General features: G+C 64.5%; 28 protein-coding genes. 6 read left to right on the top strand and 22 right to left on the bottom strand.

The annotated features are described in order from the left end of the window. Positions 1 to 10 precede the first annotated feature (10 nt). Positions 11 to 706, top strand: a complete 696-nt coding sequence (locus tag VIM61_14035; GenBank protein HEY8901528.1) for a prolipoprotein diacylglyceryl transferase family protein — start codon at positions 11 to 13, stop codon at positions 704 to 706. On the opposite strand, the gene VIM61_14030 is transcribed toward VIM61_14035, so the two are convergent. The 14 genes from VIM61_14030 to VIM61_13965 all read right to left on the bottom strand — a co-directional run bounded on the left by VIM61_14030 (position 667) and on the right by VIM61_13965 (position 11,999). Beyond that, positions 667 to 1,158 (bottom strand): YajQ family cyclic di-GMP-binding protein, encoded by a 492-nt coding sequence (locus tag VIM61_14030; protein ID HEY8901527.1) that lies wholly within the window; start codon positions 1,156 to 1,158, stop codon positions 667 to 669. The two genes, VIM61_14035 and VIM61_14030, sit on opposite strands and share 40 nt — an antisense overlap. 12 nt (positions 1,159 to 1,170) lie before the next feature. Next, positions 1,171 to 1,914 carry an ROK family protein gene (locus tag VIM61_14025; GenBank protein HEY8901526.1) on the bottom strand — a complete coding sequence of 248 codons (744 nt, stop codon included), beginning with the start codon at positions 1,912 to 1,914 and terminating at the stop codon, positions 1,171 to 1,173. A gap of 52 nt (positions 1,915 to 1,966) precedes the next feature. Then, complete coding sequence (locus tag VIM61_14020; protein ID HEY8901525.1) at positions 1,967 to 2,815, bottom strand: TatD family hydrolase; 849 nt, start codon at positions 2,813 to 2,815, stop codon at positions 1,967 to 1,969. Positions 2,816 to 2,878: 63 nt separating this feature from the next. Beyond that, complete coding sequence (locus VIM61_14015; GenBank protein HEY8901524.1) at positions 2,879 to 3,742, bottom strand: UbiA family prenyltransferase; 864 nt, start codon at positions 3,740 to 3,742, stop codon at positions 2,879 to 2,881. After that, a complete protein-coding gene (locus VIM61_14010) occupies positions 3,739 to 4,092 on the bottom strand; it encodes a Spx/MgsR family RNA polymerase-binding regulatory protein (GenBank protein HEY8901523.1) in 354 nt (117 codons plus the stop codon). The genes VIM61_14015 and VIM61_14010 overlap by 4 nt, the downstream gene beginning before the upstream one ends. Before the next feature lie 2 nt (positions 4,093 to 4,094). Then, complete coding sequence (locus VIM61_14005; protein HEY8901522.1) at positions 4,095 to 4,505, bottom strand: peptidoglycan-binding domain-containing protein; 411 nt, start codon at positions 4,503 to 4,505, stop codon at positions 4,095 to 4,097. A 74-nt stretch (positions 4,506 to 4,579) separates the two neighbouring features. Further along, positions 4,580 to 6,664 carry a SpoIIE family protein phosphatase gene (locus VIM61_14000; protein ID HEY8901521.1) on the bottom strand — a complete coding sequence of 695 codons (2,085 nt, stop codon included), beginning with the start codon at positions 6,662 to 6,664 and terminating at the stop codon, positions 4,580 to 4,582. A 60-nt stretch (positions 6,665 to 6,724) separates the two neighbouring features. Beyond that, the gene (locus tag VIM61_13995) at positions 6,725 to 7,741 is read right to left on the bottom strand and encodes a beta-ketoacyl-ACP synthase III (protein ID HEY8901520.1); all 1,017 of its coding nucleotides are present in this window, start codon (positions 7,739 to 7,741) and stop codon (positions 6,725 to 6,727) included. Continuing rightward, on the bottom strand, positions 7,704 to 8,735 hold the full coding sequence (plsX, locus tag VIM61_13990; GenBank protein ID HEY8901519.1) for a phosphate acyltransferase PlsX: 1,032 nt from the start codon (positions 8,733 to 8,735) through the stop codon (positions 7,704 to 7,706). The genes VIM61_13995 and plsX overlap by 38 nt, the downstream gene beginning before the upstream one ends. 26 nt (positions 8,736 to 8,761) lie before the next feature. Then, entirely contained in the window at positions 8,762 to 8,944 is a 183-nt protein-coding gene (gene rpmF / locus VIM61_13985) for a 50S ribosomal protein L32 (GenBank protein HEY8901518.1), read from the bottom strand. A gap of 18 nt (positions 8,945 to 8,962) precedes the next feature. Further along, the gene (locus tag VIM61_13980; GenBank protein ID HEY8901517.1) at positions 8,963 to 9,421 is read right to left on the bottom strand and encodes a hypothetical protein; all 459 of its coding nucleotides are present in this window, start codon (positions 9,419 to 9,421) and stop codon (positions 8,963 to 8,965) included. A 120-nt stretch (positions 9,422 to 9,541) separates the two neighbouring features. Further along, entirely contained in the window at positions 9,542 to 10,045 is a 504-nt protein-coding gene (gene coaD, locus VIM61_13975) for a pantetheine-phosphate adenylyltransferase (protein ID HEY8901516.1), read from the bottom strand. A gap of 172 nt (positions 10,046 to 10,217) precedes the next feature. Continuing rightward, positions 10,218 to 11,795 carry a glutamine-hydrolyzing GMP synthase gene (gene guaA / locus VIM61_13970; protein HEY8901515.1) on the bottom strand — a complete coding sequence of 526 codons (1,578 nt, stop codon included), beginning with the start codon at positions 11,793 to 11,795 and terminating at the stop codon, positions 10,218 to 10,220. Positions 11,796 to 11,822: 27 nt separating this feature from the next. Next, entirely contained in the window at positions 11,823 to 11,999 is a 177-nt protein-coding gene (locus tag VIM61_13965; GenBank protein HEY8901514.1) for a hypothetical protein, read from the bottom strand. Between the two features lie 27 nt (positions 12,000 to 12,026). On the opposite strand from VIM61_13965, the gene aat reads away from it, so the two are divergent. Together aat and VIM61_13955 are read left to right on the top strand one after the other, a co-directional pair. Next, positions 12,027 to 12,614 carry a leucyl/phenylalanyl-tRNA--protein transferase gene (gene aat / locus VIM61_13960; protein HEY8901513.1) on the top strand — a complete coding sequence of 196 codons (588 nt, stop codon included), beginning with the start codon at positions 12,027 to 12,029 and terminating at the stop codon, positions 12,612 to 12,614. A gap of 61 nt (positions 12,615 to 12,675) precedes the next feature. Beyond that, complete coding sequence (locus VIM61_13955; protein ID HEY8901512.1) at positions 12,676 to 13,020, top strand: Hpt domain-containing protein; 345 nt, start codon at positions 12,676 to 12,678, stop codon at positions 13,018 to 13,020. 10 nt (positions 13,021 to 13,030) lie between these two features. On the opposite strand, the gene VIM61_13950 is transcribed toward VIM61_13955, so the two are convergent. Genes VIM61_13950 through VIM61_13930 form a run of 5 tightly spaced genes read right to left on the bottom strand, consistent with a single transcriptional unit; the run spans position 13,031 to position 17,489 of the window. After that, complete coding sequence (locus VIM61_13950; protein HEY8901511.1) at positions 13,031 to 13,738, bottom strand: SDR family oxidoreductase; 708 nt, start codon at positions 13,736 to 13,738, stop codon at positions 13,031 to 13,033. Beyond that, positions 13,735 to 14,736, bottom strand: coding sequence for a hypothetical protein (locus VIM61_13945; protein HEY8901510.1), 1,002 nt, complete (start codon positions 14,734 to 14,736; stop codon positions 13,735 to 13,737). The genes VIM61_13950 and VIM61_13945 overlap by 4 nt, the downstream gene beginning before the upstream one ends. A 13-nt stretch (positions 14,737 to 14,749) precedes the next feature. Next, positions 14,750 to 15,766, bottom strand: a complete 1,017-nt coding sequence (locus tag VIM61_13940; GenBank protein ID HEY8901509.1) for a GTP-binding protein — start codon at positions 15,764 to 15,766, stop codon at positions 14,750 to 14,752. After that, a complete protein-coding gene (gene rfaD, locus VIM61_13935) occupies positions 15,766 to 16,767 on the bottom strand; it encodes an ADP-glyceromanno-heptose 6-epimerase (protein HEY8901508.1) in 1,002 nt (333 codons plus the stop codon). Before rfaD ends, VIM61_13940 begins: the two co-directional genes overlap by 1 nt. 8 nt (positions 16,768 to 16,775) lie before the next feature. Further along, the gene (locus tag VIM61_13930; protein HEY8901507.1) at positions 16,776 to 17,489 is read right to left on the bottom strand and encodes a hypothetical protein; all 714 of its coding nucleotides are present in this window, start codon (positions 17,487 to 17,489) and stop codon (positions 16,776 to 16,778) included. A gap of 53 nt (positions 17,490 to 17,542) precedes the next feature. Here VIM61_13930 and VIM61_13925 point away from each other — a divergent pair, with 53 nt between their 5' ends. Genes VIM61_13925 through VIM61_13915 form a run of 3 tightly spaced genes read left to right on the top strand, consistent with a single transcriptional unit; the run spans position 17,543 to position 20,863 of the window. Further along, positions 17,543 to 19,123, top strand: coding sequence for a 1,4-alpha-glucan branching protein domain-containing protein (locus tag VIM61_13925; protein HEY8901506.1), 1,581 nt, complete (start codon positions 17,543 to 17,545; stop codon positions 19,121 to 19,123). A gap of 35 nt (positions 19,124 to 19,158) precedes the next feature. Next, the gene (locus tag VIM61_13920; protein ID HEY8901505.1) at positions 19,159 to 20,283 is read left to right on the top strand and encodes a hypothetical protein; all 1,125 of its coding nucleotides are present in this window, start codon (positions 19,159 to 19,161) and stop codon (positions 20,281 to 20,283) included. Between the two features lie 46 nt (positions 20,284 to 20,329). Continuing rightward, complete coding sequence (locus VIM61_13915) at positions 20,330 to 20,863, top strand: hypothetical protein (GenBank protein ID HEY8901504.1); 534 nt, start codon at positions 20,330 to 20,332, stop codon at positions 20,861 to 20,863. Positions 20,864 to 20,938: 75 nt separating this feature from the next. Here the strand turns inward: VIM61_13915 and rho are convergent, their stop codons facing one another. The 3 genes from rho to metE all read right to left on the bottom strand — a co-directional run bounded on the left by rho (position 20,939) and on the right by metE (position 25,705). Next, the gene (rho, locus tag VIM61_13910) at positions 20,939 to 22,381 is read right to left on the bottom strand and encodes a transcription termination factor Rho (protein HEY8901503.1); all 1,443 of its coding nucleotides are present in this window, start codon (positions 22,379 to 22,381) and stop codon (positions 20,939 to 20,941) included. Positions 22,382 to 22,432: 51 nt separating this feature from the next. Continuing rightward, positions 22,433 to 23,188: a YebC/PmpR family DNA-binding transcriptional regulator gene (locus VIM61_13905; GenBank protein HEY8901502.1), complete on the bottom strand. Its 756-nt coding sequence runs from the start codon at positions 23,186 to 23,188 to the stop codon at positions 22,433 to 22,435. A gap of 231 nt (positions 23,189 to 23,419) precedes the next feature. Continuing rightward, positions 23,420 to 25,705, bottom strand: coding sequence for a 5-methyltetrahydropteroyltriglutamate--homocysteine S-methyltransferase (metE, locus tag VIM61_13900; protein HEY8901501.1), 2,286 nt, complete (start codon positions 25,703 to 25,705; stop codon positions 23,420 to 23,422). Positions 25,706 to 25,767 lie beyond the last annotated feature (62 nt).

Raw genomic sequence — 25,767 nt, 5'->3', positions numbered from 1 at the left:
CGCGTATTCCGTGGCTCTGCTTGCCGCGATCTCTCTCTCCGGCTGGTTCTGGTTTCGCCTGGCGCGTCGCGATCATCGGCTCTTCCTGCTTTACCTCGGTGCGTTGTTCGGAGCCCTCGCCGGTGCGAAGCTCGGCTGGTTCTTTGCGGAAGGCTGGCAAATGCTCGGCGCGTCGCAGTTCTGGCTCGCCCTCGTCACCGGCAAAACCATTCTGGGGGGGCTGCTCGGCGGCTACTTCACCGTGGAGATTCTCAAGCGCGCGCTCGGCTACCAGGCGCCGACTGGCGATTGGTTTGCCACGGTGGTCCCTCTCGGCATTGCGCTCGGGCGCATTGGCTGTTTGCGCGCCGGCTGTTGTCTGGGGGCGCCGTGGAATGGGGTCTGTGCGCTGCCGGATCGCGCCAGCATTCTGCGCTGGCCGGCGGTGCCGATGGAAATTGGCTTCAATCTTCTCGCGGCCGGGATTTTTTTCGGAATGCGACGACGGGGGATTTTGCCAGGCCAGCATTTTCACCTCTACCTCATCGCCTACGGAACGTTTCGCTTCCTGCACGAATTTGTCCGCGACACGCCGCGCGCGTTTGGCGGGCTCACCGGCTATCAGATCCTCGCGCTGGCGTGTGTCGCCACGGGCGCAATCGGGTTCGTGCGGCGGGCGGCCGTCGATCAGTCGCGGAAGTTTTCGAACGCCAGCGCGACGCCGTAGTCGCCGCTGCGAAGAAACCCGATCACCTTCTGGAGGTCGTCGCGTTTGGCGCCGGTCACGCGGATTTTTCGATCCTGCAAAGACGCCTGCACCTTCCAGCCCTGGGCCTTGATGGCCTGGGTGATCGTCCTGGCCTTGTCGCCGTCGAGGCCCTGCTTGATGGCGAGTTCCTGGCGAGAATGGCCGAGCGGCGAGATGTCGGCATCCTTGGCCTCGACGTTGCGCAGGTCGACGCCGCGCTTGGCGAGCTTCTCCATGACGATCGTGCGCAGCGGCTTCATGTGCTCGCCGTCGTCGGTCGTGAGCTTGATCGAGCCGCTCTTGGGATCGAGTTCGATCGTCGCCTTCACGCCCTTGAAGTCGAAGCGGTTCGAGAGTTCCTTCGTGGCGTGGTCGAGGGCGTTCTTCACCTCCATGCGGTCCACTTCGGAGACGATGTCAAACGTCGGCATGGTCGCGCAAAATCAGACGAGGTGCCGGGCGAGATAGGCAGCGCCGATGATGCCGGCTTCGTTCTGCATCTGCGCCGGGACGATGAGCACCTCGGTCTTCGTCGTGAGGAAGGGCAGAAATTTCGAGGCCTTCTTGCTTGCGCCGCCGCCGATGATGAAAAGGTCGGGCGAGAAGAGGAGCTCGAGCTCGTTGAGATACTGGCTGAAGTGCTTCGACCAGGCTTTCCACGTGAGCTTCTTGTCCTCGCGCACTTTTTCCGAGCAGCGTTTCTCGGCGTCCTTGCCGCGCATCTTGAGGTGACCAAATTCCGAGTTCGGCAGGAGTTTGCCGTCGAGGAAAATGGCAGAGCCGATGCCGGTGCCGAGCGTGAGCATGATGACGACGCCCCCGCGATCGCGCCCGGCGCCGAAGCGCATCTCCGCAATGCCTGCGGCATCGGCGTCGTTCACGACTTCCGCCGGACCGCCCACGTGCGAGGAAAAAAGTTCGTTTGCGTTGGTGCCGATCCAGGATTTATCGACGTTCGCGGCCGAGAAAATGACGCCTTTCTTGACGATGGCGGGGAAGGTGACGCCGGTCGGGCCTTGGTAATCGAAATGCGCGGCGATCTGGCCGACGACGTCGGCGACGGCGTTTGGCAGCGAGGGCTGCGGCGTGGGAATTCGGAAGCGTTCTGCGAGGAGGGTGCCGGTTTCCACGTCCACCGGCGCGCCTTTGATGCCGGTGCCTCCAATGTCGATGCCGAGCAGCTTCATGAGCGGATGCTGGCCGAAAATTTGCGAGGCGGCGAGCAGTTCTGTCGCGGGTTTAGCGAAGACGGAAAAATGCCTCGGCCGTGCGGGTGGTGACGGTGGCAAGTTCCTCGAGCGAGATGCCGCGGACCTCGGCGACTTTTTCGGCGACGAGCCGGGTGTGCGCCGGTTCGCAGCGCGAGCCGCGGTGCGGGACGGGCGCGAGATACGGGCAGTCGGTCTCGACCATGTAGCCATCGGCCGGCGCGGCGGCGGCGACCTCGCGCACGAGGGCGGCATTCTTGAATGTGATAATGCCGGTGAAGGAGACGAGATGCCCCATGGCGGCGATCTCCGCGGCCTGCTCGGGCAGATTTCCGAAGCAATGGAAGACGCCGCGCAGGCGGCCGGTGTAGGGGCGGAGGAGCTCGATCGTGTCGTCCCACGCGCTACGCTGGTGGATCACGACGTTCAGGCCGAGTTCCGCGGCGAGGTCGAGCTGGGCGCGAAAGGCGTCGGCCTGGGCGGCCTTGTAGGCGCCGTCCATCACGGCGGCCTGCGCGTCTTCGGGAACCTCGGCCTGCATCGCGGCGATGGCGGGAGAGGTCGTGAGGGATTCGCTCGGGAGGCGGTGGTAATCGAGGCCGGTCTCGCCAATGGCGGCAACTTTCGGGTGGGCGGCGAGTTCGCGCAGCGCGGGAAGGAAGTCTCCGGGCTCGTCGAGGACGTTCGTGGGATGGAGACCCACGACGGCGAAGATATTGTCGAAACGCTCGGCCAGCGCGACGGCGCGACGGCTGCTCTCGACGCCGGTGCCGATGGTGATGATGCGGGTGACGCCGGCCTCGCGAGCCCGGGCGATCACGCCGTCGAGATCGTCCGCAAAGTCGGGGTAGTCAAGGTGCGCGTGGGTGTCGATGAGCATGGAGCTAATGTCGCGCAGAGATCGCGGCGACGCGACGGCGAAGTTGGCGCAACTGCGGCCGGGTCAAGGCAGACGGGTGAGGGTGCCGGTGGCCCAGACCCACGCCATGCTCGCAAAGCCGGAGAGGTTGAGTCCCGCGCCGAAGAGCAGGAACTGGCTTTGGGAATACGAGCGATCGCGGAAGGCGAACAGATCGAAGACGAGCCAGCCCGCGCCGAGCAGGAGGAAGGTGCCGAGGACGTGATCACGAAAGACGATCCACAGGAGGAACGCCTCCGCGAGAACGAGGACCAGGCAGATGAGTTTGACCGGGATGATGCCGAGAACGGTCGCGGTGGTGCGGCGGCCAGCCTCACGATCGGGAGTGACGTCCATGATCTCGCCCATGAGATGGGCGTGGGTGCAGAATAGCGCGAGGTAGGCGACGGATTGCCAGGGAAGCGGGGGAACATCGTTCAGAACGATCGCGAACGGGAGAATGAGCAGGTAGCCGAACTGGTTGAGCAGCTCGAGCGGAGGACGGCCGCGCAATCCGTGCCGCGGGAGATTGTAGAGCGCAACCGTGAGCACCATGCCGGCGAGGATGGCGGCCATGATGCCGCCTCGCAGGATCACGAAGACGAGGAAGAACGGGGCGTTGATGGCCGCGATGGCGAGCGGCAGAGTCGCGAGTTGCGCCGGCGTGCCGCGCGCACCGAAAAGATAGCTATCCTTCCGGGGATTGATCGCGTCGGTCTCGCGATCGACCAGATCGTTCCAGCCGTAGACGAGGAGGTTGAGCGGGAGCAGGACGAAGGCGAAGCCGAGCCAGAAGGCGGCGTCGCCCACGCGATGCGAGGTCGCGAGGGGAAGCGTGTAAAGCCAGAGCGTCTGAAACCACAGGCCCGGGCGGGAGGCCTTGAGAAGAAAAAGCCCGCGCTCGATCACGCCAGCGCCGCGCGCCAGCGCGCCTCGTCGAATCCGACGAGGTGAACGTCGTCGCTGAGGGCAAACGGACGTTTCACGAGGTTCCCGTTCCCGGCGAGCAGGTCGAGAGCTTCCTCGACATCGAGGCCGGGAAGTTTTGCGGACAAGCCCAGGGCCTTGTAGTCGCCGCCGGAGGTGTTGAAGAGCTTGCGAAGTTGGCCGTCGTGCGCGGCGAGCATGGCGCGGAACTCGGGCTTCGTGGGCGGCGTCTCGCGAATGGCGATTTCCTCAAAGGCGATCTCGGTTGACCGCAGAAACTTCAGCGCCTTTCGGCAGGTGTCGCACTTCGCGTAGGCGTAGAACTTGAGCATGTTCAGGCGCCCAGCGTGTCGAGCGTCGCGCGGTCGAGTCGACCGGTGATGGGGAGGCCGTAGTCGGCCTGATAGCGGCGCAGGGCGCTGCTCGTGAGCGGGCCGAAGGAGCCGTCGACCTCGCCGCGGTAATAGCCGAGGCGGGAAAGTTGCGCCTGGGCCCGGACGAGTGAGGCCTGACTGGCGACGTAGACGGGCGCGGCGTAGTAGTAGACCGGAGCGGGTCGGTAAACGACGACGGGCGCCGCAAAGGCGACGCCGAACGCCGGGCCGCAGTAGCCACCGCCCCAGCCCCAACCGCCGTAAAATCGAGGGCCGCCGCCCCAGCCGGGACCGCAGCGTCCGCCCGCCTGCGAGGCGGTGATGGAGACAAGAAGGAGCGCGGCAGCGAAGAGAAGCACCCGGGTTTTCATGGAGTGGTGATGTCCGTCACGTTATCCCGCCCTCTGTCCGCAGCAAATGCAAATCCTTGGGCGGAAGCGGCGAACTAGCGGGAATCCGGTGACGGGGTGCGCACCCGCACCGAGGCGACAGCCTCGGCGGCGAGCAGGCAAATGTCGTCGGTGGGGGGCTGGGTGTCGGTGAAGGCGAGCACGCGGTCGAGCAGGGACTTCGTGAGAGAGGGGAGGTCGGCGTCGAGATTCTCGCGCACGGCCGCTTCCAGTCGGGTAATTCCGAAATCTTCGTCGGAGGGGTTCATGGCCTCGATGACGCCGTCGGTGAAAAGCAGCAGGACGTCGCCGTCGCGCAGCGGCCGGGCGAAGACCTCGTATTGGCTGTCGGAATAGAGGCCGAGGGCGGGATTGTGGCGGAGGATTTCGAACAGCGCGGTGAGCTCACGGGTGCCGCGATTGGCGACGAGCGGACTCGGATGACCGGCGGAGGCGCAACGCACGGTCTGCGCCTGCGTGTCGAGGATGACGTAGCAGACGGAAACGAAGATGAGCTCGTCGGTTTCCTTGAGGATGTCGTGGAAGCGCTGGTTGAGCAGGCCGAGGAACTGGGCGGGATCTTCGGTGCGGGTCGCGAGGCCGTGAAGGATCGTGCGGAGGATGGCGGTGACAAGAGCGGAGCGGGTGCCGTGTCCCATGACGTCGGCGATGAGGACGCCGGCGCAATGGTCGTTGAGCTGAACCACATCGAGGAAGTCGCCGCCCACGGTGGAGGCTGCCTGGTAGATGTGGCAGAAGTTCAGCGAAAGAGCGCCCGGTGCACTGACGGCGGGCACGCGGGGATAGGCGTGCGGAAGGAAGGCCTGCTGGAAGTCGCGGGCAAGATCGAGATCGCGCTGAATTTCCGCCGTCTTCGTGCCGATCTCGCGCCGGAGATCACTTTGGTAATTGAGTAACCGCCCGGCCATGGTGGAGAAGTCCTGCGCGAGTTCCTGCATTTCGTCGCGGGTGCGGATGGTGGAAATGCGACGGAAGGAATCCTGAAGGATCGGCGTGGATTGCACGGCGGGGCGGCTGGCTGTGGTCGTGATCGCCGCAGCGGCGGTGCGAAGAATTTCAATGGGCGTGAGCAGGTTGCGCTGGATGAGCCAGACGCCCGTGAGCACGCAACCAATGATAAAGATGGAACCCACGCCGAGAGTGATGAGGGTGCGCTGCAGAACGGGTCTGAGCAGAGCGCGGGCGGGCTCTTCGATGACGAGATAGATGGCGGGTCCCTGGGCGGCGCCCTCGGCGTTGACGATGCCGGAGAGATGCACCGAGGCAAAGCCGACCATTTTGGTGACGTTATCGCGAAGGGGGCCAACGAACCAGCCGGAGGATGCGGACTGGAGCTGCTCCATGGCCTTTGGAAGAATCCGATCGCCGGAGGGTTGGGGAGCGTGCTCGGAAGCGCGCAGGAGAATGTCGCCGTCGGGGCGCACCACGGAGCTGGTGACGCCGGATTGCGGGGAAAACACCGGAATGCTCGCGAAAATGGGCGAGATATTCAGAACGGCCTTCATCACCCCGGACGGGCTGCCTGCGTTGGCGGAGGGAATCGGGATCGAGATATCGAGGGAGAAAACGCCCGCGCTTTCATCGTAATCGAGCCCCGTGAGAAGCGCCCGCCCGGCGCGGAGCGCCATGGCCTGCCGCCACCAGTCTTCGTCGGACTGGTCGTAGTCGCTCGCCTTTCCCGTCGCGGCGATCAGCCGGCCGTGCTCGTCGGTGACAAGGATCTCGGCGAAGGAGGGATTGGTGCTTTGAAACCGGCGCAGGGCCACCGAGAGATCGTTCTGAAGGACGGTGGAGATCTCGGGAGCGGACAGCGGCAGGTTCGCCCACGCCTTGTCGAGCCTGGCGACATCGACGCCGGCATTGGAGCCCGGGGCGATGCGGGAGAGGTCGCCGGCGATGTTGCCGAGGACGAGCAGTTCTTCGAGGCTGCTGATTTCCTGGTCGACGAGGAGGTGCAGCGTGTTGGCCACGTGGCCGGCCTCGCTTTGGAACCGGGAACCCTGCTCGACGACTCGCTGACGATAGCCGATCGACCAGATGACGACGACCGCGGCGAGCAGCGACAGCACGCCGGCGAGCGCGGCAAGGCTGAGAATCTTGGCTCGCAGGCTGAATCTCATGGCGGGGCCATGATCTTCGGACAACGCCGGCAAAATTGCAATGGCCCCGTCAGCCGGGGCCTACCACTGGATGACGCTGCTTGCGTAAGTGAGGCCGCCTCCGAAAACGACGAGAAGGATGTAGTCGCCTTCCACGAAGCGGCCTCCGCGATTGGCTTCATCGAGGGCGATGGCCACGGCGGCCGCGGAGGTGTTGCCGTAACGGTCGAGATTCACGTGGAATTTCTCGAGCGGAAGTTTCATCCGGTCGGCGAGCGCTTCGATGATGCGCATGTTCGCCTGGTGGGGAATGATGCAGGTGAGGTCGTCCGGCGTGAGGCCGGATTGTTCGAGCGCCTTCGTCGCCGCGGCGCCCATCGAGAGGACGGCCTGCTTGAATGTCTCGCGGCCGTTCATCTTGAGAGTGCTCAGCTTCTGGCTGGCGTTTTCCGGCGTGGTCGGGATGGCGCAGCCGCCGCCCGGAACATGCAGGATGTCGCCGTAGTTGCCGTCGCTGGCCATGTAGGTCGTGATGACGCCGTGCGACCCCGCTCGATAGCGAAGAACCGCGGCGCCGGCGCCGTCGCCAAAGAGCACGCAGGTGTTGCGATCCTGCCAGTCCATGATCGTGCTCAGCTTGTCGGCACCGATCACGAGAACGGTGTTGCAGGTGTGATTCGCGATGAACTGCTGGGCGATCTCCACGGCGTAGAGAAAGCCGGAGCAGGCGGCCGAGATGTCGAAACAGGCGGCGTTTTTCGCGCCAAGGATGCGCTGCACGTGGCAGGCGGTGGCGGGTGTAAAGGTGTCCGGCGTGATCGTGCCGATGATGATGAGATCGATCTCCTCGGCGGTGACGCCGGCCTGCTCCATCGCCCGCTCGGCGGCCTTTGCCGCCATGTGGCTGGTGTGCTCCTGCGCGGCGGCGATGCGACGCTCCTTGATGCCGGTCCGGCTGGTGATCCATTCATCGCTCGTTTCGACGAGCTTCTCGAGGTCGGCGTTGGTGACGACGCGCTCGGGCACGTAACTGCCCGTGCCGATGATGGAGACGGTGCGGTTAGGCTGCTGGGACCGCGTCCGCGGAGACTTTTTCATTAAACTGCTGGATGGCCTCGACGATGCGGGGGTTGATCTTTTTCTCGATGAGTTCGCAGGCGACGCGAATCGCGTTCTTCATCGCGAGCGGGCTGCTGGCGCCGTGGGCAATGATGGCGATGCCGTCGACGCCGACGAGCGGACTGCCGCCGTAGGTCTCGTAGTTCGTCTTGTTGCGAATCGCGCGAAACGCGTTCTGCGCCAGCATGGCGCCGGCCTTGCGCTTGGGATTTGCCATCAGCTCACGCTTGAGCCAGCTGAAAACCGCGCTGGCGGTCGCCTCGCAGGTCTTCAGCACGACGTTGCCGACGAACCCATCGCAGAGGACGACCTCGACGGGGCGCTCGAACAGATCGTGGCCTTCGACGTTGCCGCGAAAGTTCAGCTTGCTCGCCTTGAGCAGCTTGAAGATTTCCTTCGTGAATTCGTTGCCCTTCTGGTCCTCGCCGCCGATCGACATGAGGCCGACGGAGGGATTCTTCTGCCCGAGCACCAGTTCCGAAACGACGGTGCCCATGATCGCATACTGGAGCATGTGGATCGGGCGGGCGTCCACGTTCGCGCCGGCGTCGATGAGGACGCAGACGTTGTGCTCGGTGGGCAGGTAACTGGCAATACCGGGCCGCTCCACGCCCTTGAGGGTGCGGAGTTTGATCGTGCACGAGGCGACCATCGCCCCTGTGTGCCCGGCGCTCACGACGGCGTCAGCATCGCCCCTCTTGACGATGTCGACGGCGCGATTGACCGAAGAGTCCTTCTTTTTCCGGACGGCCTCGACGGCGTGATCGGTCATCTCCACGACCTGCGTCGTATGGACGATCTCAATGCGCCGGTCGTTGCACTTGTTCGCCTTCAGCTCACGAGTGAGCTGTGCTTCATCTCCGGTCAGATAAAGCTTTTTGAGGTCCTTGAGCTCGCGGAGCGCCATGGCCGCACCGGCAATGGCATTCTTGGGGGCGAAATCTCCCCCCATGGCGTCGAGGGCCACCCTCATAGACTTGGGAACAGCGGGAAAAAATGTTAGTGAGCCTCGATCGTGAGGACCTGACGGCCTTTGTAGTAGCCGCAGGACGGGCAGGCGATGTGGCTGAGCACAGCGGCGCTGCATTGCGGGCACTTGGCAAGCTTGGGAGCATGCCAGCGGTTCGCCGCCTTGCGGGTGCGCAGGCGCATTTTCGAGGTTTTACGTTTCGGAACTCCCATGACTGGAAAGCGTTTAGGTTATTTCTTCGGTTTGATTTGGTCCAGCGCACTCCAGGTGGAGGGTTCCACTTCTTCGGTCAAGGGCGCGGCGGGCGCGCTCCGGAACGTGGCGGGACATTTGGTCCTGCCGTCCGCATCGCATCGCGGATGGGTAGGCAAGACGAGGAGAATATCTTCGCGAATCTCCGGGGTCAAGTCCACGGATTCACGACCGTCGAGTTCCACCTGGGCTGCGAAATCGGGCACGACGAAGGTCGTATCGAACTCGTTCAGGCATTTCACGCACGTCAGCCGGATGCCGACGGTGATGCGGCCGGTGGCGAATAATCCGCCGCCGGATACGCCGACATCGAGGGCGCAATGCACCGGCGTGATCGCAGTGGCTTCCTCGGGATCGAGCTCGAGGAAGGCGGGATCGAGCTCGTCGGTGAGGTGGACGGTGGTGTCCTGCGGAATCTGGCGAAGATGAATTTTCATTGCGGCGGAAGGGCTGAGGCGAGAACGCAGCGGACTTCGGGAGTTTCCGCTACAAATTGGAATCTGGAAAACAGGAAATCCGGAAAATTCCGGGAGCTTTCGTTTTTTTGGCCGTCCGACTCAACCTTTCGCGAACTTCTCTTTCAGAGAACTGGCGACGTGCGCGGGCACGAAGGGCGTGACGTCGCCGCCGAGTCGGGCGACTTCCTTCACGATGCGCGAACTCAGGAAGGTGAACTCCTCCTGTGGCGTGAGGAAGACCGTTTCCAGCCGCGGCTCGAGCCGGCGGTTCATGAGCGCCATCTGAAACTCGAATTCGAAATCCGAAACGGCGCGCAGGCCGCGAATGACGACGAAGGTATCCTGCTGCTGCGCGAACTCGACGAGCAGCTGATCGAAGGTTTCCACGCGCACGCCGGAGTCGGCGGGCAGGGATTTCCGGATGAGGCGGGCGCGCTCTTCCGCGGAAAAGAGCGGGCCCTTGGGCTCGTTGCGGGCGACGGCGACGATGAGCTGCGGGAACATGGCTCGCGCTCGCTGAATGACGTCGAGGTGGCCGCGGGTGACTGGATCGAAGCTGCCCGGATAAATGGCCCTTCCACTATGCATGGTGGCGTCACGCATAGCGACTGCGCGCGGCGCCGACAAGGAATTGCCGGAGATCAGTTTCCTCCCGGGGCGGGGTCGCCCCGCATGTCGACCGCGACCGTTTCACCATTGGACGTCTCCACGGCACCGATGGTCTCGGCGCGGCCATGTTCCTTTCTCTCCGCGGAGAGGGATTGATCGCGAGAAACTATTCCCACTCGATCGTGGCGGGCGGTTTGCTCGAGACGTCGTAGACGACGCGGTTCACGCCCTTCACCTCGTTGATGATGCGGCTCGAGATCCGCGCGAGCAGCTCGTAGGGAACGCGCACCCAGTTCGCGGTCATGCCGTCCTGGCTCTCCACGATGCGCAGGGCAATCGTGAAGTCATAGGTGCGTTCGTCGCCCATCACGCCGACGCTGCGGCAGGGCAGGAGCACGGCGAAGGATTGCCAGACCTTGTAATACCAGTCCGCGGCCTTCATCTCCTCGATGACGATCACGTCGGCGTCGCGCACGATGCGGAGTTTCTCGGCGGTGAGGTCGCCGAGCACGCGCACGGCGAGACCGGGCCCGGGAAACGGCTGGCGGCCGACGACTTCGCGGGGCAGGCCGAGTTCAACGCCCACCTCGCGGACCTCGTCCTTGAAAAGCTGGCGCAGGGGCTCGACGAGTTGGAACTTCATGCGCTCGGGCAGGCCGCCGACGTTGTGGTGGCTCTTGATGAGCGCCGCGGGGTTGCCGCCGATGGCGACGGACTCGATGACGTCGGGATACAGCGTGCCCTGCGCGAGGAACTTGTAGCCGTGGCTGCCCTTGACGGAGGCCTTCAGCTCCCGGGCGGCCTGCTCGAAGACCTTGATGAACTCGTTGCCGATGATCTTGCGCTTCTTCTCGGGATCGGTGACGCCCTTGAGCTTCGTGAGGAAGCGCTTCGAGGCGTCGACGACCTGAAGCTTGATGTGGAAGTGGTCGCCGAAAAGCTTCTCGACCGCCTCGCGCTCGCCTTTGCGAATGAGGCCGTTGTCCACGAAGATGCACGTGAGCTGGTCGCCGATCGCCTTGTGCAGCAGCGCCGCCGCGACGGAGGAATCCACGCCGCCGCTCAGGCCGAGGATGACCCGGTCTTCGCCCACCTGGGCGCGAATCGCCTCGCAGGTTTGCTCGATGAAGGAGCCCATCGTCCAGTCGTCGCCGCAGCCGCAGATGCGGTGCACGAAGTTCGCGACGATTTCCTTGCCGCGAGGCGTGTGGACGACTTCGGGGTGGAATTGCATGCCGTAGATGCCGCGGGTCGGGTCGCCGATCACCGCGTGCGGCGAATTTTCGGTCGTGCCCATTGGCGTGAAGCCCGTGGGCAGCTTCGTGATCTTGTCGCCGTGGCTGTTCCAAACCTCGATTCTGGCCGGCATCTTCGCGAAGAGAGGGCAGCCTTTCGACGCCGTGAGCATGCCGGCGCCGTATTCGCGGTGCGTCGAGCGCTCGACCTTGCCGCCGAGATTGTGCGCGATGAGCTGCATGCCGTAGCAGATGCCGAGCACGGGAATGCCGAGCGCGAAAATCTTCCTGTCCACCTTCGGCGCGCCCTTGGCGTAAACGCTGGCCGGGCCGCCGGAGAGAATCACGCCATTCGCGCCGAGCTTTCTGATCTCCGCGGCGGTGGTGGTGTGTGGAAGGATTTCCGAATAGACGCGGCACTCGCGCACGCGGCGGGCGATGACCTGAGTGTATTGGGAGCCGAAGTCGAGAATGACGATCTTCGACGCGGGCGTGAGGGCGTCGGGCATGGGCAGGATGAGAGTGAGGACGGTGAGCTAGCGGTAGTCGGAGCCGAAGGAGTCGCTGGTCGCGTTGTTGGGCACGATCTGTCCCTGGCCCTGGATGCCGCGTTGAAATTGTGTGCCGACTTCACTGCCGTCGCTCTCCGCCACGGCACAGCCGGCGAGGAGGGCGCTTATGCAGATTCCGCAAAGAATGAAGGCGATTTTCACCGCGGCAGCATAGAAAATCGGCCTGTCATGGCAATCCTCATTCCGCCCGAACTCCTGCTGAGTGCGTATCGACAGGGCGCCTTCCCGATGGCGGTCGCGCCGGGGGACATCCAGTGGTTCAGTCCCCAGCGTCGCGGCGTGATCCCGCTCGAGAGCTTCCATGTTCCCCACGGCACGCGCCAGGCGATGCGCGACCCGGAATGGGAGGTTCGGGTGAACACGGAGTTCGAGGCGGTGATGCGCGCCTGCGCGGAGCGGGCGGAGACGTGGATCGACGACATCATCGTTGCGAGCTTCGTGCGCCTGCACCAGCTGGGCCACGCGCACTCCGTCGAGGTCTGGCGCGATGGCGAGCTGGCGGGCGGGCTTTATGGCGTGGCGATCGGCGGCGCGTTCTTCGGCGAGTCGATGTTCCACCGGCGCACGCATGCCTCGAAGGTCGCCCTGGTCTGGCTGTCGCGCATTCTCTTGGCCGGCGGCTTTTCGTTGCTCGACACGCAATGGACTACGCCGCACCTCGCGCAATTCGGCGCCATCGAGATTCCCCGGCTCCGCTACCTGCGTCTGCTGGCGGCAGCGATCGAGCAGCCTGCGGTGCTGCGCTGGCCGATTTGATCGTTCGACTCCGAGCATTCGGCGTTGCGAAATTTTCGGTCCGACGGCACACTCGCCGCCTATGACTTCCCCCGCCATAGATTGGGAGCAGCTCGACATGATTGCCGACGGCTTCACGCCGGACTTCGTCGAGATCTACCGGGAGTTCGAGATCGATCTGCCCCGGATTTTGAAGGAAGCCGCGAATGCGGCGGCGGCTGGCGATGCGGTGCAGCTCGCCCGGGCGGCCCACCAGGCCAAAGGCAGCGCGGCGAATTTTGGCTTCACCGGGTTTAGCGGCGTGATGGCCCGCATCGAGACGCAGGCAAAGGCTGGCAGCGTCGCGGCGCTGGCGTCGGAGGTGGAAACGGCGGGTGGAGTTTTTCGCGAATCCATCGCGCTGGTGAAGCGCGAGCGCGGGATATGACCCTCGCCATCTACCAGGTGTAATCGCTGCTCTGGCCGTCTCGGCCGAGGAAGCGGCCGGAATCTGCGAGCGTGAGCCGGCCGATCGTCGTGTAGAGGCTGCGGGCGGATTGCTCGGCCGTGAGGGGCGCATTCGGACCGCCCATTTCGGTTTTCACCCAGCCGGGGCTGAGCGCGGTGACGGCGATTCCGGACGGCCGAAATTCCGCGGCCATCGCGCGGGTGAGCATGTTCAGCGCGGCCTTCGAAACCGAATAGGGATAGTAGTTGAAGTCCTCCTTGTCGGCGATGGAGCCGGCGCCGGAGGAGATGTTGATGATTCGGGGGTGGATGCCCCGGCGGAGCCATGGCAGGAAAGCGCGGGTGACGCGGGCAACGCCGGTGACATTGGTCTCGATGGCTTCGGCGAACCATTCGAGATCGAGATCCTCGAGGCGCTCGTTGCCTTCGCCCGGAAACACGGCGGCGTTGTTGACGAGCACGTCGAGCGAGTCGGTCTCGCGAGCGAGCGCGGCGGCGGCTTCGCCGACCGAGATGTCGTCCGTGACATTGAGCGGAAAGGGGTGGAGGTTCGGAAATTCCTGGGATGCGTTCCAGAGCAGCGGCGTGCGGGGACGCCGGGCGCCCGCGAAGACCGTCCATTCGGCTTTTGCGAACGCGATGCTGAGGGCGAGGCCGATGCCGCGGCTGGCGCCGGTGATGAGAATGGATCCGGTCATTTGGTGGCAACGTGAACGAGCACGACATCACCATTTTCCGTGCCGGCCGCGAGAATGGGATCGGCCGGGTGCCAGGCGATGGTCGTTACGGCGGAATCGAGGGACAGGCTGGCCCGCGGCTGGCCAGAGCTCTCGGGCTCGAAAAGGATGAGGCGTCCATCCGTGCCACCCGAGGCGAGCCAGTCGCTGCCGCGGCGGTAGGCAAGGGCGATGCTGTCGCCGGTGTGGCCGGGAAGTTGCTTTGGCACGGCGCCCTCGGGGCCGTGCTTTCCCGTGCAGGGCCAGACGGTCACGAGCTGGCCGCCGCCGGTCGCAAGCTTGCGCGACGCGCTGTTGAAGGCGAGCGCCTTGACCTTGGTCTCGTAGCCCTGGATGTGCAGCGGGTAGTCCCGCGTGAAGTCGTAGACGTGGACGCTCGTGGTCTGGTCGCCCGTGGCGAGCCAGCGGCCGTCCGGGCTCCAGTCGGCCAGCAGGCTGGCGCCGCCCCAGTCGAAGCGGGCAAACGGCTCCTCCTCGCCGAGACGCCACATCGTCGCGCCGCCGTCGGCGACGCTCGCAATCTCGTGCGGCTCCCGGGGATTCCACGCGAAGTCGGCGACGGTGCTCTTGTGCGCGGCGAATTCCTGAGCCGGCGCTCCGGTCTGGTCGAGAATGACAAGGCGTTTGCCGTGGCCGGTGGCGAGATGGGCGCCGTCGGGGCTCCAGGCGAGGCGCTCGATCCAGCCCTTGCCGAGCGCAATTTCGCGGGGCGGGGCCGCGAAATCGTGCAGGCGAATGCGTCCGTCGGTGCCGGCCGTGGCGAGAAGGGCCTCGGAGGGATGAAAAACCGCCGCGCCGTTGCCGAGGCCGTGGTCGGGGAGTTCACGCACGTCGCTTTCGCGGCGCACCAGGATCGGCCCGCTTGCGGGCGTGACCGCGAGGCTTTCGCCGTCCGCGGCCCACGATAATCCGAGGATGTGATCGCCGGCGGAAAGTCGGGCGTGTTCAGCGAGCTTCATGGCGACGCGTCGGTTAAACGAGGCAGGCGCGGAAGCCCGCATTCAGCGCGGCCCGGTCGAGATTGCGACCGATGAAGACGAGCCTGTTCGTGCGCGGGCGCGCGCCCCACGGGCCGCCATTCGCGCCATCGATGAGCATGTGCACGCCCTGGAAAACGATGCGATCCGGATTTCCCGCGACGGCGAACACGCCCTTCATGCGGAAAATGTCCTGCCCCTGCACGCGCACGAGTTCGGAGAGCCAGCCGTTCAGCTTGCGTCCGTCGCAATCACCCGCCGCCTCGATGCCGACGCTGGTGACGTCATCATCGTGATGATGATGATGGTGGTGATGCTCGTGCTCGCAATCTTCGCCGCATTCGTGGTCGTGCTCGTCATGCGCGGGTGCCGCGTCCTCGAGGAAATGGGGATCGACCTCCATGGCGTGGTCGAGGGTGAAGGCGCCGATGCCCAGCACCTTCTCGATCGCGATGTCGCTGCTGACGGTGCGATGAATCGTCGCGAGAGCGTTGATGCCCCGCAGGCGACGATCGAGGGCGTCGAGATCGGCGGGAGTGACGAGATCGCCCTTGTTGAGAAGCAGCACGTCGGCGAAGGCCACCTGCTCGCGGGCCTCGGAGCTGTCGTCGAGATGGAGCAGGATGTGCTTCGCGTCGACCACGGTCACGATCGCGTCGACGACGAAGTGTTCCTTCATGTCGTCGTCCATGAAGAACGTCTGAACGACAGGGCCGGGATCCGCGAGGCCGGTGGTCTCGATGAGGACGCGGTCGAACTTGTCGCGCCGCTTCATTAGGCGGCCGAGGATGCGGATGAGGTCGCCGCGCACGGTGCAGCAGATGCAGCCGTTGTTCATCTCGAAAATCTCCTCGTCGCTCTGCACGACGAGCTCGTGGTCGATGCCGATCTCGCCAAATTCGTTTTCGATGACGGCGATGCGCTGGCCGTGATTCTCGGTGAGGATGCGATTCAGCAGCGTGGTTTTTCCCGCGCCGAGGAAGCCGGTGAGGATGGTGACGGGCGTGCGCATCAGGCTTCGTCGCCGAGGTGGCGGTTGGGGACGAGGTAATTCGTGACGTAGTCGTGCACCGCGTCCTCGAGCGAGGCCGTCTCGGCATCGTAACCGGTGTCGCGCACCTTCGAGACGTCGGCGCAGGTGTAATACTGGTATTGCTCGCGAATGCTCTCGGGCATTTCGATGAACTCGATATTCGGCTCGCGGCCGAGCGCGGTGAAGATGGCGCGACCGAGGTCCACCCACGTGCGGGCGACGCCGGAGCCGACGTTGTAGAGCCCGCCCGCCTTTTTCGACTCGGCGAGATGGAGGGTCATCGCAACGGCGTCCTTCACGTAGACGAAGTCGCGCATCTGCTCGCCGTCGCGGTATTCCGGTTTGTAGCTCTTGAAAAGACGGATCTTCCCGGTCTCGACGATCTGCTGGTAGGCCTTGCAGACGAGGCTGCGCATCTCGCCCTTGTGCCACTCGTTCGGCCCGTAGACGTTGAAATACTTGATGCCGACGATGTCGTCGAGATAGCCGCGACGTTGCGCGTGCAGGTCGAAGAGGTGCTTCGAGTAGCCGTAAAGATTGAGTGGACGCAGGCGCGAGAGCTGCGGATCGCGGTCGTCCATGCCCTGGGCGCCGTCGCCGTAGGTGGCGGCGGAGGAGGCGTAGACGAAGCGCGCGCCGTTCGCGAGAGCCCATTCCGCCAGGCGCTGGGTGTAGCGGTAGTTATTCTCGATGAGGTAATCGCCATCCTTCTCGGTGGTCGCGGAGCAGGCGCCGAGATGGAAGATCGTGTCGATCGGGCCGAGCGTTTCGAAAGTGACGGCCTCGAGCAATTCGTCGGACTGGAGGTAATCGTCGAAGCGGAGGGCGTTCAGGTTTCGCCATTTCTCGTCGGTCCCGAGGATGTCGGTGACGAGAATGTTTTCCTGGCCGCGCTGATTGAGGGCGTGGACGAGTGCGCTGCCGATGAACCCGGCGGCACCGGTCACGAGCACGCGTTTTTTCTTCTTCTTGGATGGCATGGAAATTTTTACGGGAGCAGGCCGGCGTCGCGCAGGCTGTCGCGATAGTTTTCGAGATCGTCGGAGTGGATGGCCTCGGCGGCGGAGATCAGCCGGCGCCCTTCTTTCCTGTTGCCGGACTGAATCTGGTCCACGGCGTGAGCGTAATACCAGGCTGCGCCGTCGGCGGGGTAGCGCATCGCGAGCAGGGCATCCTCCGCGAGGTCTTTCTGCCCCTGAAGCGCGTAGCAGAGGTAGATCTCGTATTTGAGGAGCGGGAGGTCGCCGAAACGGGATCTCAGCACGGCAAACTGCACCGCGGCGTCGGAGTATTTTTTTTGGGAAGTGAACATTTCGCCCTTGTTGAATTGCGGAGCGAAGGCGTTCGGGTCGAGTTCCGTCGCCACATCGAAGGCCTTCCCGGCTTCGGAAAAGCGCTTCAGTTCCAGGAGCGCGGCGCCCTTCGTATTGAGAATCGCCGGGTCGTTGGGGCGGATCGCCTCGGCGGCTTCGGACTTCTTCAAGGCCGCCTCGTAATGGCCGACCTTGATGTCCGCGGCGGCCTGGTCGATCAGCTTCGTCGCGAGGGCTTCGTTGCTCAGGCGCTCGAACGCGGCCTGCCGGTCCTTGTCGCCAGGAACATCCGCGGCGAGGGCCGAGGTGGCGAAAATCAGGCTGAAGAGGATGCGGCGGAGCATGACGACGGGATAGGGAACGTAACGGCGGCTTTTGCGGGCGGGCAACTCAATCTTGCTGGCGCCTGCGGAGTGGGCGGCCTATTTTTGGGACTCTCCTGATGTCGAAAGGTTCCCTGGCTCTCATTCTTCACGCTCACTTGCCGTTCGTCCGCCATCCGGAGCATGAAGACTTCCTGGAGGAAGACTGGCTCTACGAGGCGATCGCGGAAACCTACATCCCGTTGCTGCGGATGCTGCGGCAGCTCGTCGCCGAGCGTGTGCCGACGCGGCTGACGTTCACGATGACGCCGTCGCTCTGCGAAATGCTGCGGGATCCGCTGCTGCAAAGCCGCGCGGAGCGCTACCTCGCCCGCGGCGTTGCGCTTTCCGAGGCAGAGGTCGTGCGAACGGAGGCGGATGCGGCGCAGAACGACCTCGCGCGTTTTTACCTCCGGCGGTTTTCCGAGGCGCTGTCGTTCTACACGAAAGACCTCAATCGCGATATCGTCGGCGCGTTTGCCCAGCTGCAGAAGGACGGCGTCGTCGAGATCATCACCTGTGCGGCCACTCACGGTTTCCTTCCCCTCATGGAGGAATACCCCGAGGCGATGCGCGCGCAGGTTCTCATCGGGCGCGACTCCTACGTGGAGTGCTTCGGCCGCCAGCCGGCCGGCATCTGGCTGCCGGAATGCGCCTATGTGCCCGCCGTCGGCCGCATCCTCCAGGAGGCGAACATTCGGTGGTTCGTCGTGGACGCCCACGGCCTGATGTTTGGCCAGCCGAAGCCGCGTTTTGCGATCTACGCGCCGTATTTCACGCCCGCGGGGCCGGCGGTCTTTGGCCGCGATCGGGATTCCAGCCGGCAGGTCTGGAGTCAGCGCGAAGGCTACCCCGGCGATTCTGCCTATCGTGATTTTTACCGCGATATCGGACAGGATCTGCCGCTCGATTATCTCGGGAAATTCATGCCGACGGATCACCGTCGCTACACGGGTGTGAAATACCACCGCATCACCGGGCAGGGGAAAGAGAAGGAACTCTACAACCTCGGCTGGGCCGCCGCCGCGGCGGATTCTCACGCGGGGCATTTCCTCGACAGTCGCGTGAAGCAGATCGAGCACCTCAGCGGGGTGCTGCCCGTCGAGCCGATTGTGATGAGCCCGTTCGACGCGGAGCTCTTCGGCCATTGGTGGTTCGAGGGGCCGGAGTTTCTGAATCTTTTCCTGCGCAAGGCGGCTTTCGACCAGTCGACGTTCCAATTGGTCTCGCCGAGCGATTATCTGCGGCGTCACCCGACGCAGCAGATCGTGACCCCGTCCGCCTCGAGCTGGGGCAACAAGGGCTACTGGGAGGTCTGGCTCGATCAGTGCAACTCGTGGATCTATCCGCACCTGCACGCCGCCGCCCGCCGCATGTCGGAGTGCGCCCGGCTTTTTGCGGTGAATCCCGCGCCGATGGTCGAGCGCATCCTGCGACAGATGGCGCGCGAACTCCTGCTCGCGCAGTCGAGCGATTGGGCCTTCCTCATGAAGACCGGCACCGCCCGCGAATACGCCACCCAGCGCACGAAGGAGCACCTCCTGCGATTCACCCGGCTTTATGAAAAGCTCGTCGCCGGCGAGGGGGACGAGGAATTCGTTGAATTTTGCGAGTCCCGCGACAGTCTCTTTGCGGACATCCAATGGCGCTACTACGCATAGACACCCTTTCGCGGTTCGGTCTTTTTCTCGCTCTCGTGGCCGCGCCGCTCTGGGCGCAGGAGGAGGAAGTCGTCCCTGCGGAGAAGGTGGCCGCCCCGCCAATCGCGATCACGTTCACGCCGCCCGATCTCATGGGCTCGATCGTGCTCGGGATTTTCGATGCGCAGGGAAAACTCGTGCGCACGCTGCCCTACGAGTGGGGCGATCCCGATCTGCAGGTCGATACGAATGGCTACATCGCGAGCTGGGATGGCCTCGACGAGTCGGGGAAACCCTGCCCCGGCGGACGTTACGCCGCGCGTGGCTATGTCGTGGGGCAGCGAGTCGATGTCTCCGGCGAGGCGTTTCATTTCAACGACTGGGTCGCCCAGGACAAGATTCCCGCCACCGGCGTGAAACTCCGTCGTTGGCCGGATGCGCTGGGCGTCGAGCTGACGACGGCCGCCGGCGCCGTTTTCGGGAAGATTCGCCCCGACGGGGCCCTCGACCAGACGACCGAGCCGCCGGCGTTCGCGGACGAAAAGGCGCGCTGGGTGATTGTCGATGACGAAGGGCAGAAAGTCGTCGTTCAGCTCGGCAAGGAAGAGGAATCCGAGCGGGCGTTGCGTGTGCCGAAGGATGAGCCGCAGCCGGAGGCGGTGCTCGCCGCAGAGGGTGACAATCAGATCCTCCTGCTCGAGAGCGCGCCCGGTGGCGTCGAGCGGGTGCGGTTGCTCGTTCGCGGCGACAAGGCCGAGCAAAAGGATGGCAAGGTCGTTGCGGACTGGGAGGTCGCGTTCGAGCGCACGCTCCAGCCCTGCGCGAATTTCGGGGTCGTCGAGGGCAGGCTGGTTGCCGATGTTGGAACCGCGAAGCCGGAGAATACGTTCGCGGTCACGCTCGCGGAGAATTCGCTCGAGCCCGGCAAGAGAGTTCGGCTGGAGCTTTCCCCGGCCGCGACGCATCCCGGCACCGCCCTGGTGACGTCGACCGGCCTGAAACTTTTCGAGATTTCCAGCGACGGAAACTGGGACCGCTTCGCGCTGGGAACGGCGACCGATTCGAAAGTTGTGCTCTACCAGGGCGACGGGATCGTGGTGGAGGAGTTTGCGATCACGGGTCTCGACCAGATCGCGGCGTTCGATGCGGGGACGTTCCTGCTCGCGGCGCCGGCGCAATGAGCGCGTGCGCGCTCCGCTTTTTGTGCTATCGAATGCTGCTCTCCTGATGACGACCTTCCGCCGATTTCTGCTTCTCGCCGCGCTTGCCGGATTCTGCGCGCCGATGGGTTCCGTCCGGGCGGCCGAGGAGATCAAGGTGCCCTTCAACTTCCGCTGGGGTGACGGCGCTCAGCTCGTCGAGAATACGATCGAGCGGGCGCAGGCCCGAGTGGTCGATCGCAAGGTGTTGAACGGCCGCAAGGTGCTGATCGTCGAGGGGCATCCCGACCCGCGGCTCAAGCGCTCGCTATTCACCTTCGACAGCGATTCTCTCGTCGAGGTGGAACTCGAATACAGCGACAACTCCTGGGACGGCGAGAAATTCAATTCCATCTTCGAGCAGACGCGCCGGAATCTGGATCGCAAATACGGCTCCAGTCGCAACATTGCGCGGCAGACCTCGAAGGAGGGCGACGTCGTGCAGACGATCGTTGGCTACCAGTGGACGCAATCGTATACGTCGCTGCGGCTGATTCTTTACACTGCCGAGAAGGGCTCGGACACCTTCCGCATGCTCAGCTACCATTATCGCGGGTTCTGATCGCGGGCTCGAAAAGCAAAACGCGGAAACGGGCGAACCCATCTCCGCGTTCCGAATCTTCGATCTCCTCCGTGCCTAGCCCGGGATGCCCTTGAGCATTTCCGCGTTCGTCGGGTATTTCCGGATGAAGAAGAGCAGGCGCTCCATGGCTTCGATCGGCTTGTGGCCAGCGAGGCCTCGGCGGATGACGTTGATCTTGTGAAGGTCGTCGGGCGGCAGGAGCAGCTCCTCGCGGCGCGTGCCGGACTGGAAAATGTCCACCGCCGGATAGATGCGCTGCTCGGCGATCAGGCGGCCGAGAACGAGCTCCATGTTGCCCGTGCCCTTGAACTCCTGGAAGATGAGATCGTCCATGCGGCTGTTCGTCTCGATGAGCGCGGTCGCCACGATCGTGAGCGAGCCGGCCTCCTCGGTGTTGCGAGCCGCGGCGAAAAGTTTGCGCGGAATTTCCAGTGCGCGGGAATCGACGCCGCCGCTCATCGTGCGGCCGCCGCCGCCCTGGGCGTTGTTGAACGCGCGGCCCATGCGGGTGAGCGAGTCCATGAGAACGAAGACGTCCTTGCCCATTTCGACGAGGCGCTTGGCGCGCTCGATGGCGAGCTGGGAGATGCGGGTGTGCGTCTTCGTGTCGCTGTCGTTCGAGCTGGCCATGATCTCGGCCGTGGGAACGGTGCGCCGAATCTCGGTGACCTCCTCGGGCCGCTCGTCGACGAGCAGGATGATGAGCTTGATCTCTGGATAGTTCTTCACTACCGCGGCGGCGATGTGCTGAAGCAGCGTGGTCTTGCCCGTGCGGGGCGGCGCGACGATGAGGCCGCGGGTGCCGCGCCCGATGGGCGCGACGAGGTCGATCACGCGCGTCGTATAGAGCGTGGGCTCGGTCTCGAGCTGGATGCGCTTGTCGGGGCTGACCGTCGTAAGTTCCTCGAAGACGGGGAACGTGCTGAAGTTCGCGGGATCTTCGTGCTCGAGTTCCGTGCACTTGAAGAGCTGCGGGCCGCGCGGGCCGCGCCGGGTCTCACCCTTGATCCACATGCCGTCGCGGAGGTTGTGCTTCCGGATGACCTCGGGCGTGACGAAGACGTCGTTGTTCGACTGGGTGAAATTGCGCTTGGGCTCGCGAAGGAAGCCAAAGCCCTTGCCGGAGACTTCCACGATGCCTTCGGCGTAAACCGGCGGAGGCGGCGGTTGCGGGGCCTGGCGGGGCGGCTCGGGAGCAGGAGTCGGGGCCGGAGCGGCGGCCTGCGGCGCACCGTCGGCGAAAGGCTCCGTCACGGACTCGGGGGCTGTGTTCTGGGCGACCACGGCATTTTCCGTGGCGACGGGCTCGGGCGTGGGCGCGATCTCCGCGGAAACCAGTTCCGGCGCCTCGGCGGTCTCGTTGACCGGGGCTTTGGACTTGGCCTCCCGGGGTTGGCGGCGCGGCGGACGACCCCGGCGGGAGCGCTGTGGCTTGCGGGCGGGTTCATCCACGGTCTGCCCGGTGGCGGGGGACTGGGTTTCGGTTTCCTCGGTCATGATAAAATTGAAGTGGGTTCTGGGATGGACGTCGGGCGAACTCGGGCGGCGTCAGGCGGCCTGCAGTTTCGCGAGCGTGGTTTCGGGAATGTCAAAATTGGCGTGGACGTTCATCACGTCATCGAGATCGTCGAGCGCGTCGCACAGCTTGAGAACTTGTGCGGCAGTGTGCTCGTCCGTGACGGCGACAGTGGTCTGCGCAATGAAGGTGAGTTTCGGCGACGCGGGCTCGATGCCGGCGGTTTTGAGCGCCTCCGCGACGGAATACAACTGGTCCGGCGGCGTGGTGATCACAAACTGATCCTCCTCGCGTGTCAACTCCTCAGCGCCGGCATCGAGAATGACTTCGAGCAGGGCATCCTCATCGGTGGCCGCGGCGGGCACGACCATCTGTCCCTTTCGGTGAAACAGGAAGGAAACGCTGCCGGGGCCGCCAAGATTGCCGTTGTTTTTGGACATCGCGTTGCGGAGATCGGCGGCGGTGCGATTCTTGTTATCGGTCGCGGTTTCGATCACGAGAGCGACGCCGCCGGGGGCATAGCCTTCGTAAACGAGCTCTTCGACTGCCGTGGTCTCGAGCTCGCCGCTGCCTTTCTTGATGGCGCGGTCGATGTTGTCATTTGGCATCGATTCGGCTCTGGCGGCGGAGATGGCCGCTCGCAGCCGGGGATTAAAGGCGGGATTGCCTCCTCCGAGCCGCACGGCGACGGTGATTTCCTTGGAAAGTCGGGAGAATATCTTCCCTCGCTTTACATCCAGAGCACCCTTGGTGCGTTTGATCTTCGACCATTTATTGTGGCCGGCCATTAATAATAAATTCCTGATTCTGCGGTGGCGCGAGTGCTCGCAATCTGTGCGGGGACCGATGCGCCGTGAGAGTGTCGAACCTGACTTGCGCCCGCTGGGAATAATTCGACGGGCGCCGTCCGAGCGATGCCGGACTGGGGTGAAGTTCTACGCTGACGTAAAAGAGCGCGAGGGCGCTTCGTTGTCAAACGGGAATTTTCCGGGGGCAACGCCCCCGGTGGCGAGGGGAAGTCAGCTCTGGGCGCGAAGAGTCGCCGCCGCCTGCACCATGTGGCGGAGTGCCGCGAGCGTCTCGTCCCATCCGCGGGTTTTCAGTCCGCAGTCGGGATTCACCCACAGATTTTCCCGGGGGAGCACGGCAGACGCCTTGCGGAGAAGGTCGACCATCTCTCCGGTCGCGGGCACGCGGGGCGAGTGGATGTCGTAGACACCAGGCCCGATTTCGTTCGGGTATCTGAAGTCGGTGAATGCGCTGAGCAGTTCCATGTTCGACCGCGAAGTCTCGATGGAAATCACATCCGCATCGAGCGCCGCGATCGGGCCCATGATGTCGTTGAATTCGCAGTAGCACATGTGCGTGTGGATTTGCGTGTCGTTGCGCACGCCGGCGGCGCTCAGGCGGAAAGCCTCCACCGCCCAGGCAAGGTAGGCTGCGCGGTCCGCCCGGCGCAAAGGCAGGCCTTCGCGGAGTGCTGGTTCATCGATCTGGATCACGCTCAGGCCGGCCGCTTCGAGATCGAGCACCTCGTCGCGGAGCGCGAGCGCGATCTGCCGGGCGGTGGCGGAGCGGGGCTGGTCGTCGCGCACGAAGCTCCATTGCAGCATCGTGATCGGGCCGGTGAGCATCGCCTTCATCGGGCGATCGGTGAGGGACTGCGCGTAGCGGGACCAGCGCACCGTCATGGGATGCGGACGGGATACGTCGCCGAAGATGATCGGCGGTTTCACGCAGCGCGTGCCGTAGCTCTGCACCCAGCCGTTCTTCGTGAAGGCATAGCCCTCGAGCTGCTCTCCGAAATACTCGACCATGTCGTTGCGCTCGGATTCGCCGTGCACGAGCACATCGATGTCCAGTTCCTCCTGCGCCCGCACGGTGCGGGCAATCTCGCCCTCGAGGAATTTCTCGTAGTCCGCGGTCGACAGGCTGCCTTTTTTCCAGCGCGCCCGGGCGGCGCGGACTTCCTCCGTCTGAGGGAACGAGCCGATCGTCGTCGTGGGAAAGAGCGGGAGCTGCAATCTCGCGCGCTGCGCGGCCTGTCGCTCCGGAAAGGGCGCGCGGCGTTTCGTGGCGGCGGCGGTGACGGCCTCGCAGCGTGCCTTTACGGCCGGCCGGTGAATGCGCGTGCTGGCCCGGCGCGATTGAATGGCCACGCGGCTGCGATAGGCGAGGACGGGATCGCCTTCGCTCGTCGCGATGCGGGAGAGCGCGGCGACTTCGGCGAGCTTCTCCTCCGCAAAGGCGAGCCATCCGCGGAATTCCTCGTCGAGCGTCGTCTCGGCGCGAAGCGTCACCGGCACATGGAGCAGCGAGCAGGACGGCGCGAGGAGGATGTCGCGCCCTCTGGCGCGTGCGCGCTCGATGAGTTTGCGAGAGGCGTCGAGGTCGTTGCGCCAGATGTTGCGGCCATCCACCACGCCGAGCGAGAGCGCCATGGCGGGAGGCAACGCGGCGAGCGCGGCGTCGAGGTCGTTGCCGCGCGTGAGATCGATGTGCAGGGCGTCGATCGGCAGGGCGGCGGCGAGCGGGAGGTTGTCGCGCAGTTCGCCGAAATACGTCGCAACGAGAATTTTCAGGGATGGCGCTGCAGCGCGCAGGGAGCGGTAGGTGGCGGCGAAGGCGTCGCGCCAGGCGGGCTCGAGATCGAGTGTCAGGATGGGCTCGTCGATCTGCACCCATTCGGCGCCCTGCTCCGCGAGGCGGCGGAGAATCTCGGCGTAGACGCCGGTCAGGCTTTCCAGGAGGGAAAGTTTGTCGATGCCGGCGGCCTTGCCGAGATGCAGATAGGTGAGCGGGCCGACGAGGACGGGCTTCGTGCGGATGCCCAGGGCAAGCGCCTCGGCGAACTCCTCGAAGGGCTTCGCGCCGCTCAGCCGGAAGGTCGTCCGCGCGTCGAATTCCGGGACGATGTAGTGGTAGTTCGTGTCGAACCACTTCGTCATCTCGCTCGCGGCGGCCGGGCAGCAGGCATCGTCATTCGCGCGCGCGCCGCGGGCGATCCGGAAATAGAGATTCAGGCCGATCGGGCCGCCATCCCAGTGGAAGCGGGCGGGAATGTTTCCCAGCAAGCAGCTCAGATCGAGAATCTGGTCGTAGAAGCTGAAGTCGTTAGACGGGATGAGATCGATGCTGGCGTCGCGTTGCGCCAGCCAGTTTGCGCGACGCAGTTCCCGGCCGACCTGGAGCAGTTCGCTCGCCCCGCGCCGACCCGCCCAGAAGGCCTCGGTCGTTTTCTTCAGTTCGCGGTCGGCGCCGATGCGGGGATAACCAAGGGAGTGAGCGAGAGGACGGGATTCCATGGAGGCGATTATTCCTCCGTGGGGTTCATTCGCCTAACGCGTTGTTTTTTGGATGATCATTC

The organism is Chthoniobacterales bacterium (assembly GCA_036569045.1).
Taxonomy (GTDB): domain Bacteria; phylum Verrucomicrobiota; class Verrucomicrobiia; order Chthoniobacterales; family JAATET01; genus JAATET01.
The sequence above is the reverse complement of the archived record's forward strand: the minus strand, read 5'-3'. Positions and strand labels throughout refer to the sequence as shown.

Bases quoted from the DNA above. Each gene is read 5' to 3' on its own strand.
- VIM61_13940 (HEY8901509.1), bottom strand. From the start codon at position 15,766: ATGCGCACGCCCGTCACCATCCTCACCGGCTTCCTCGGCGCGGGAAAA.
- VIM61_13995 (HEY8901520.1), bottom strand. From the start codon at position 7,741: ATGAAAAAGTCTCCGCGGACGCGGTCCCAGCAGCCTAACCGCACCGTC.
- VIM61_13915 (HEY8901504.1), top strand. From the start codon at position 20,330: ATGACGACCTTCCGCCGATTTCTGCTTCTCGCCGCGCTTGCCGGATTC.
- VIM61_13925 (HEY8901506.1), top strand. From the start codon at position 17,543: ATGTCGAAAGGTTCCCTGGCTCTCATTCTTCACGCTCACTTGCCGTTC.
- guaA (HEY8901515.1), bottom strand. From the start codon at position 11,795: ATGCCCGACGCCCTCACGCCCGCGTCGAAGATCGTCATTCTCGACTTC.
- plsX (HEY8901519.1), bottom strand. From the start codon at position 8,735: ATGAGGGTGGCCCTCGACGCCATGGGGGGAGATTTCGCCCCCAAGAAT.
- VIM61_14005 (HEY8901522.1), bottom strand. From the start codon at position 4,505: ATGAAAACCCGGGTGCTTCTCTTCGCTGCCGCGCTCCTTCTTGTCTCC.
- metE (HEY8901501.1), bottom strand. From the start codon at position 25,705: ATGGAATCCCGTCCTCTCGCTCACTCCCTTGGTTATCCCCGCATCGGC.
- VIM61_13950 (HEY8901511.1), bottom strand. From the start codon at position 13,738: ATGACCGGATCCATTCTCATCACCGGCGCCAGCCGCGGCATCGGCCTC.
- VIM61_13980 (HEY8901517.1), bottom strand. From the start codon at position 9,421: ATGAAAATTCATCTTCGCCAGATTCCGCAGGACACCACCGTCCACCTC.
- VIM61_14025 (HEY8901526.1), bottom strand. From the start codon at position 1,914: ATGAAGCTGCTCGGCATCGACATTGGAGGCACCGGCATCAAAGGCGCG.
- VIM61_13955 (HEY8901512.1), top strand. From the start codon at position 12,676: ATGACTTCCCCCGCCATAGATTGGGAGCAGCTCGACATGATTGCCGAC.
- VIM61_14030 (HEY8901527.1), bottom strand. From the start codon at position 1,158: ATGCCGACGTTTGACATCGTCTCCGAAGTGGACCGCATGGAGGTGAAG.
- rho (HEY8901503.1), bottom strand. From the start codon at position 22,381: ATGACCGAGGAAACCGAAACCCAGTCCCCCGCCACCGGGCAGACCGTG.
- VIM61_14010 (HEY8901523.1), bottom strand. From the start codon at position 4,092: ATGCTCAAGTTCTACGCCTACGCGAAGTGCGACACCTGCCGAAAGGCG.
- rpmF (HEY8901518.1), bottom strand. From the start codon at position 8,944: ATGGGAGTTCCGAAACGTAAAACCTCGAAAATGCGCCTGCGCACCCGC.
- VIM61_13905 (HEY8901502.1), bottom strand. From the start codon at position 23,188: ATGGCCGGCCACAATAAATGGTCGAAGATCAAACGCACCAAGGGTGCT.
- VIM61_14000 (HEY8901521.1), bottom strand. From the start codon at position 6,664: ATGAGATTCAGCCTGCGAGCCAAGATTCTCAGCCTTGCCGCGCTCGCC.
- aat (HEY8901513.1), top strand. From the start codon at position 12,027: ATGGCAATCCTCATTCCGCCCGAACTCCTGCTGAGTGCGTATCGACAG.
- rfaD (HEY8901508.1), bottom strand. From the start codon at position 16,767: ATGCCATCCAAGAAGAAGAAAAAACGCGTGCTCGTGACCGGTGCCGCC.
- coaD (HEY8901516.1), bottom strand. From the start codon at position 10,045: ATGCGTGACGCCACCATGCATAGTGGAAGGGCCATTTATCCGGGCAGC.
- VIM61_13945 (HEY8901510.1), bottom strand. From the start codon at position 14,736: ATGAAGCTCGCTGAACACGCCCGACTTTCCGCCGGCGATCACATCCTC.
- VIM61_14020 (HEY8901525.1), bottom strand. From the start codon at position 2,815: ATGCTCATCGACACCCACGCGCACCTTGACTACCCCGACTTTGCGGAC.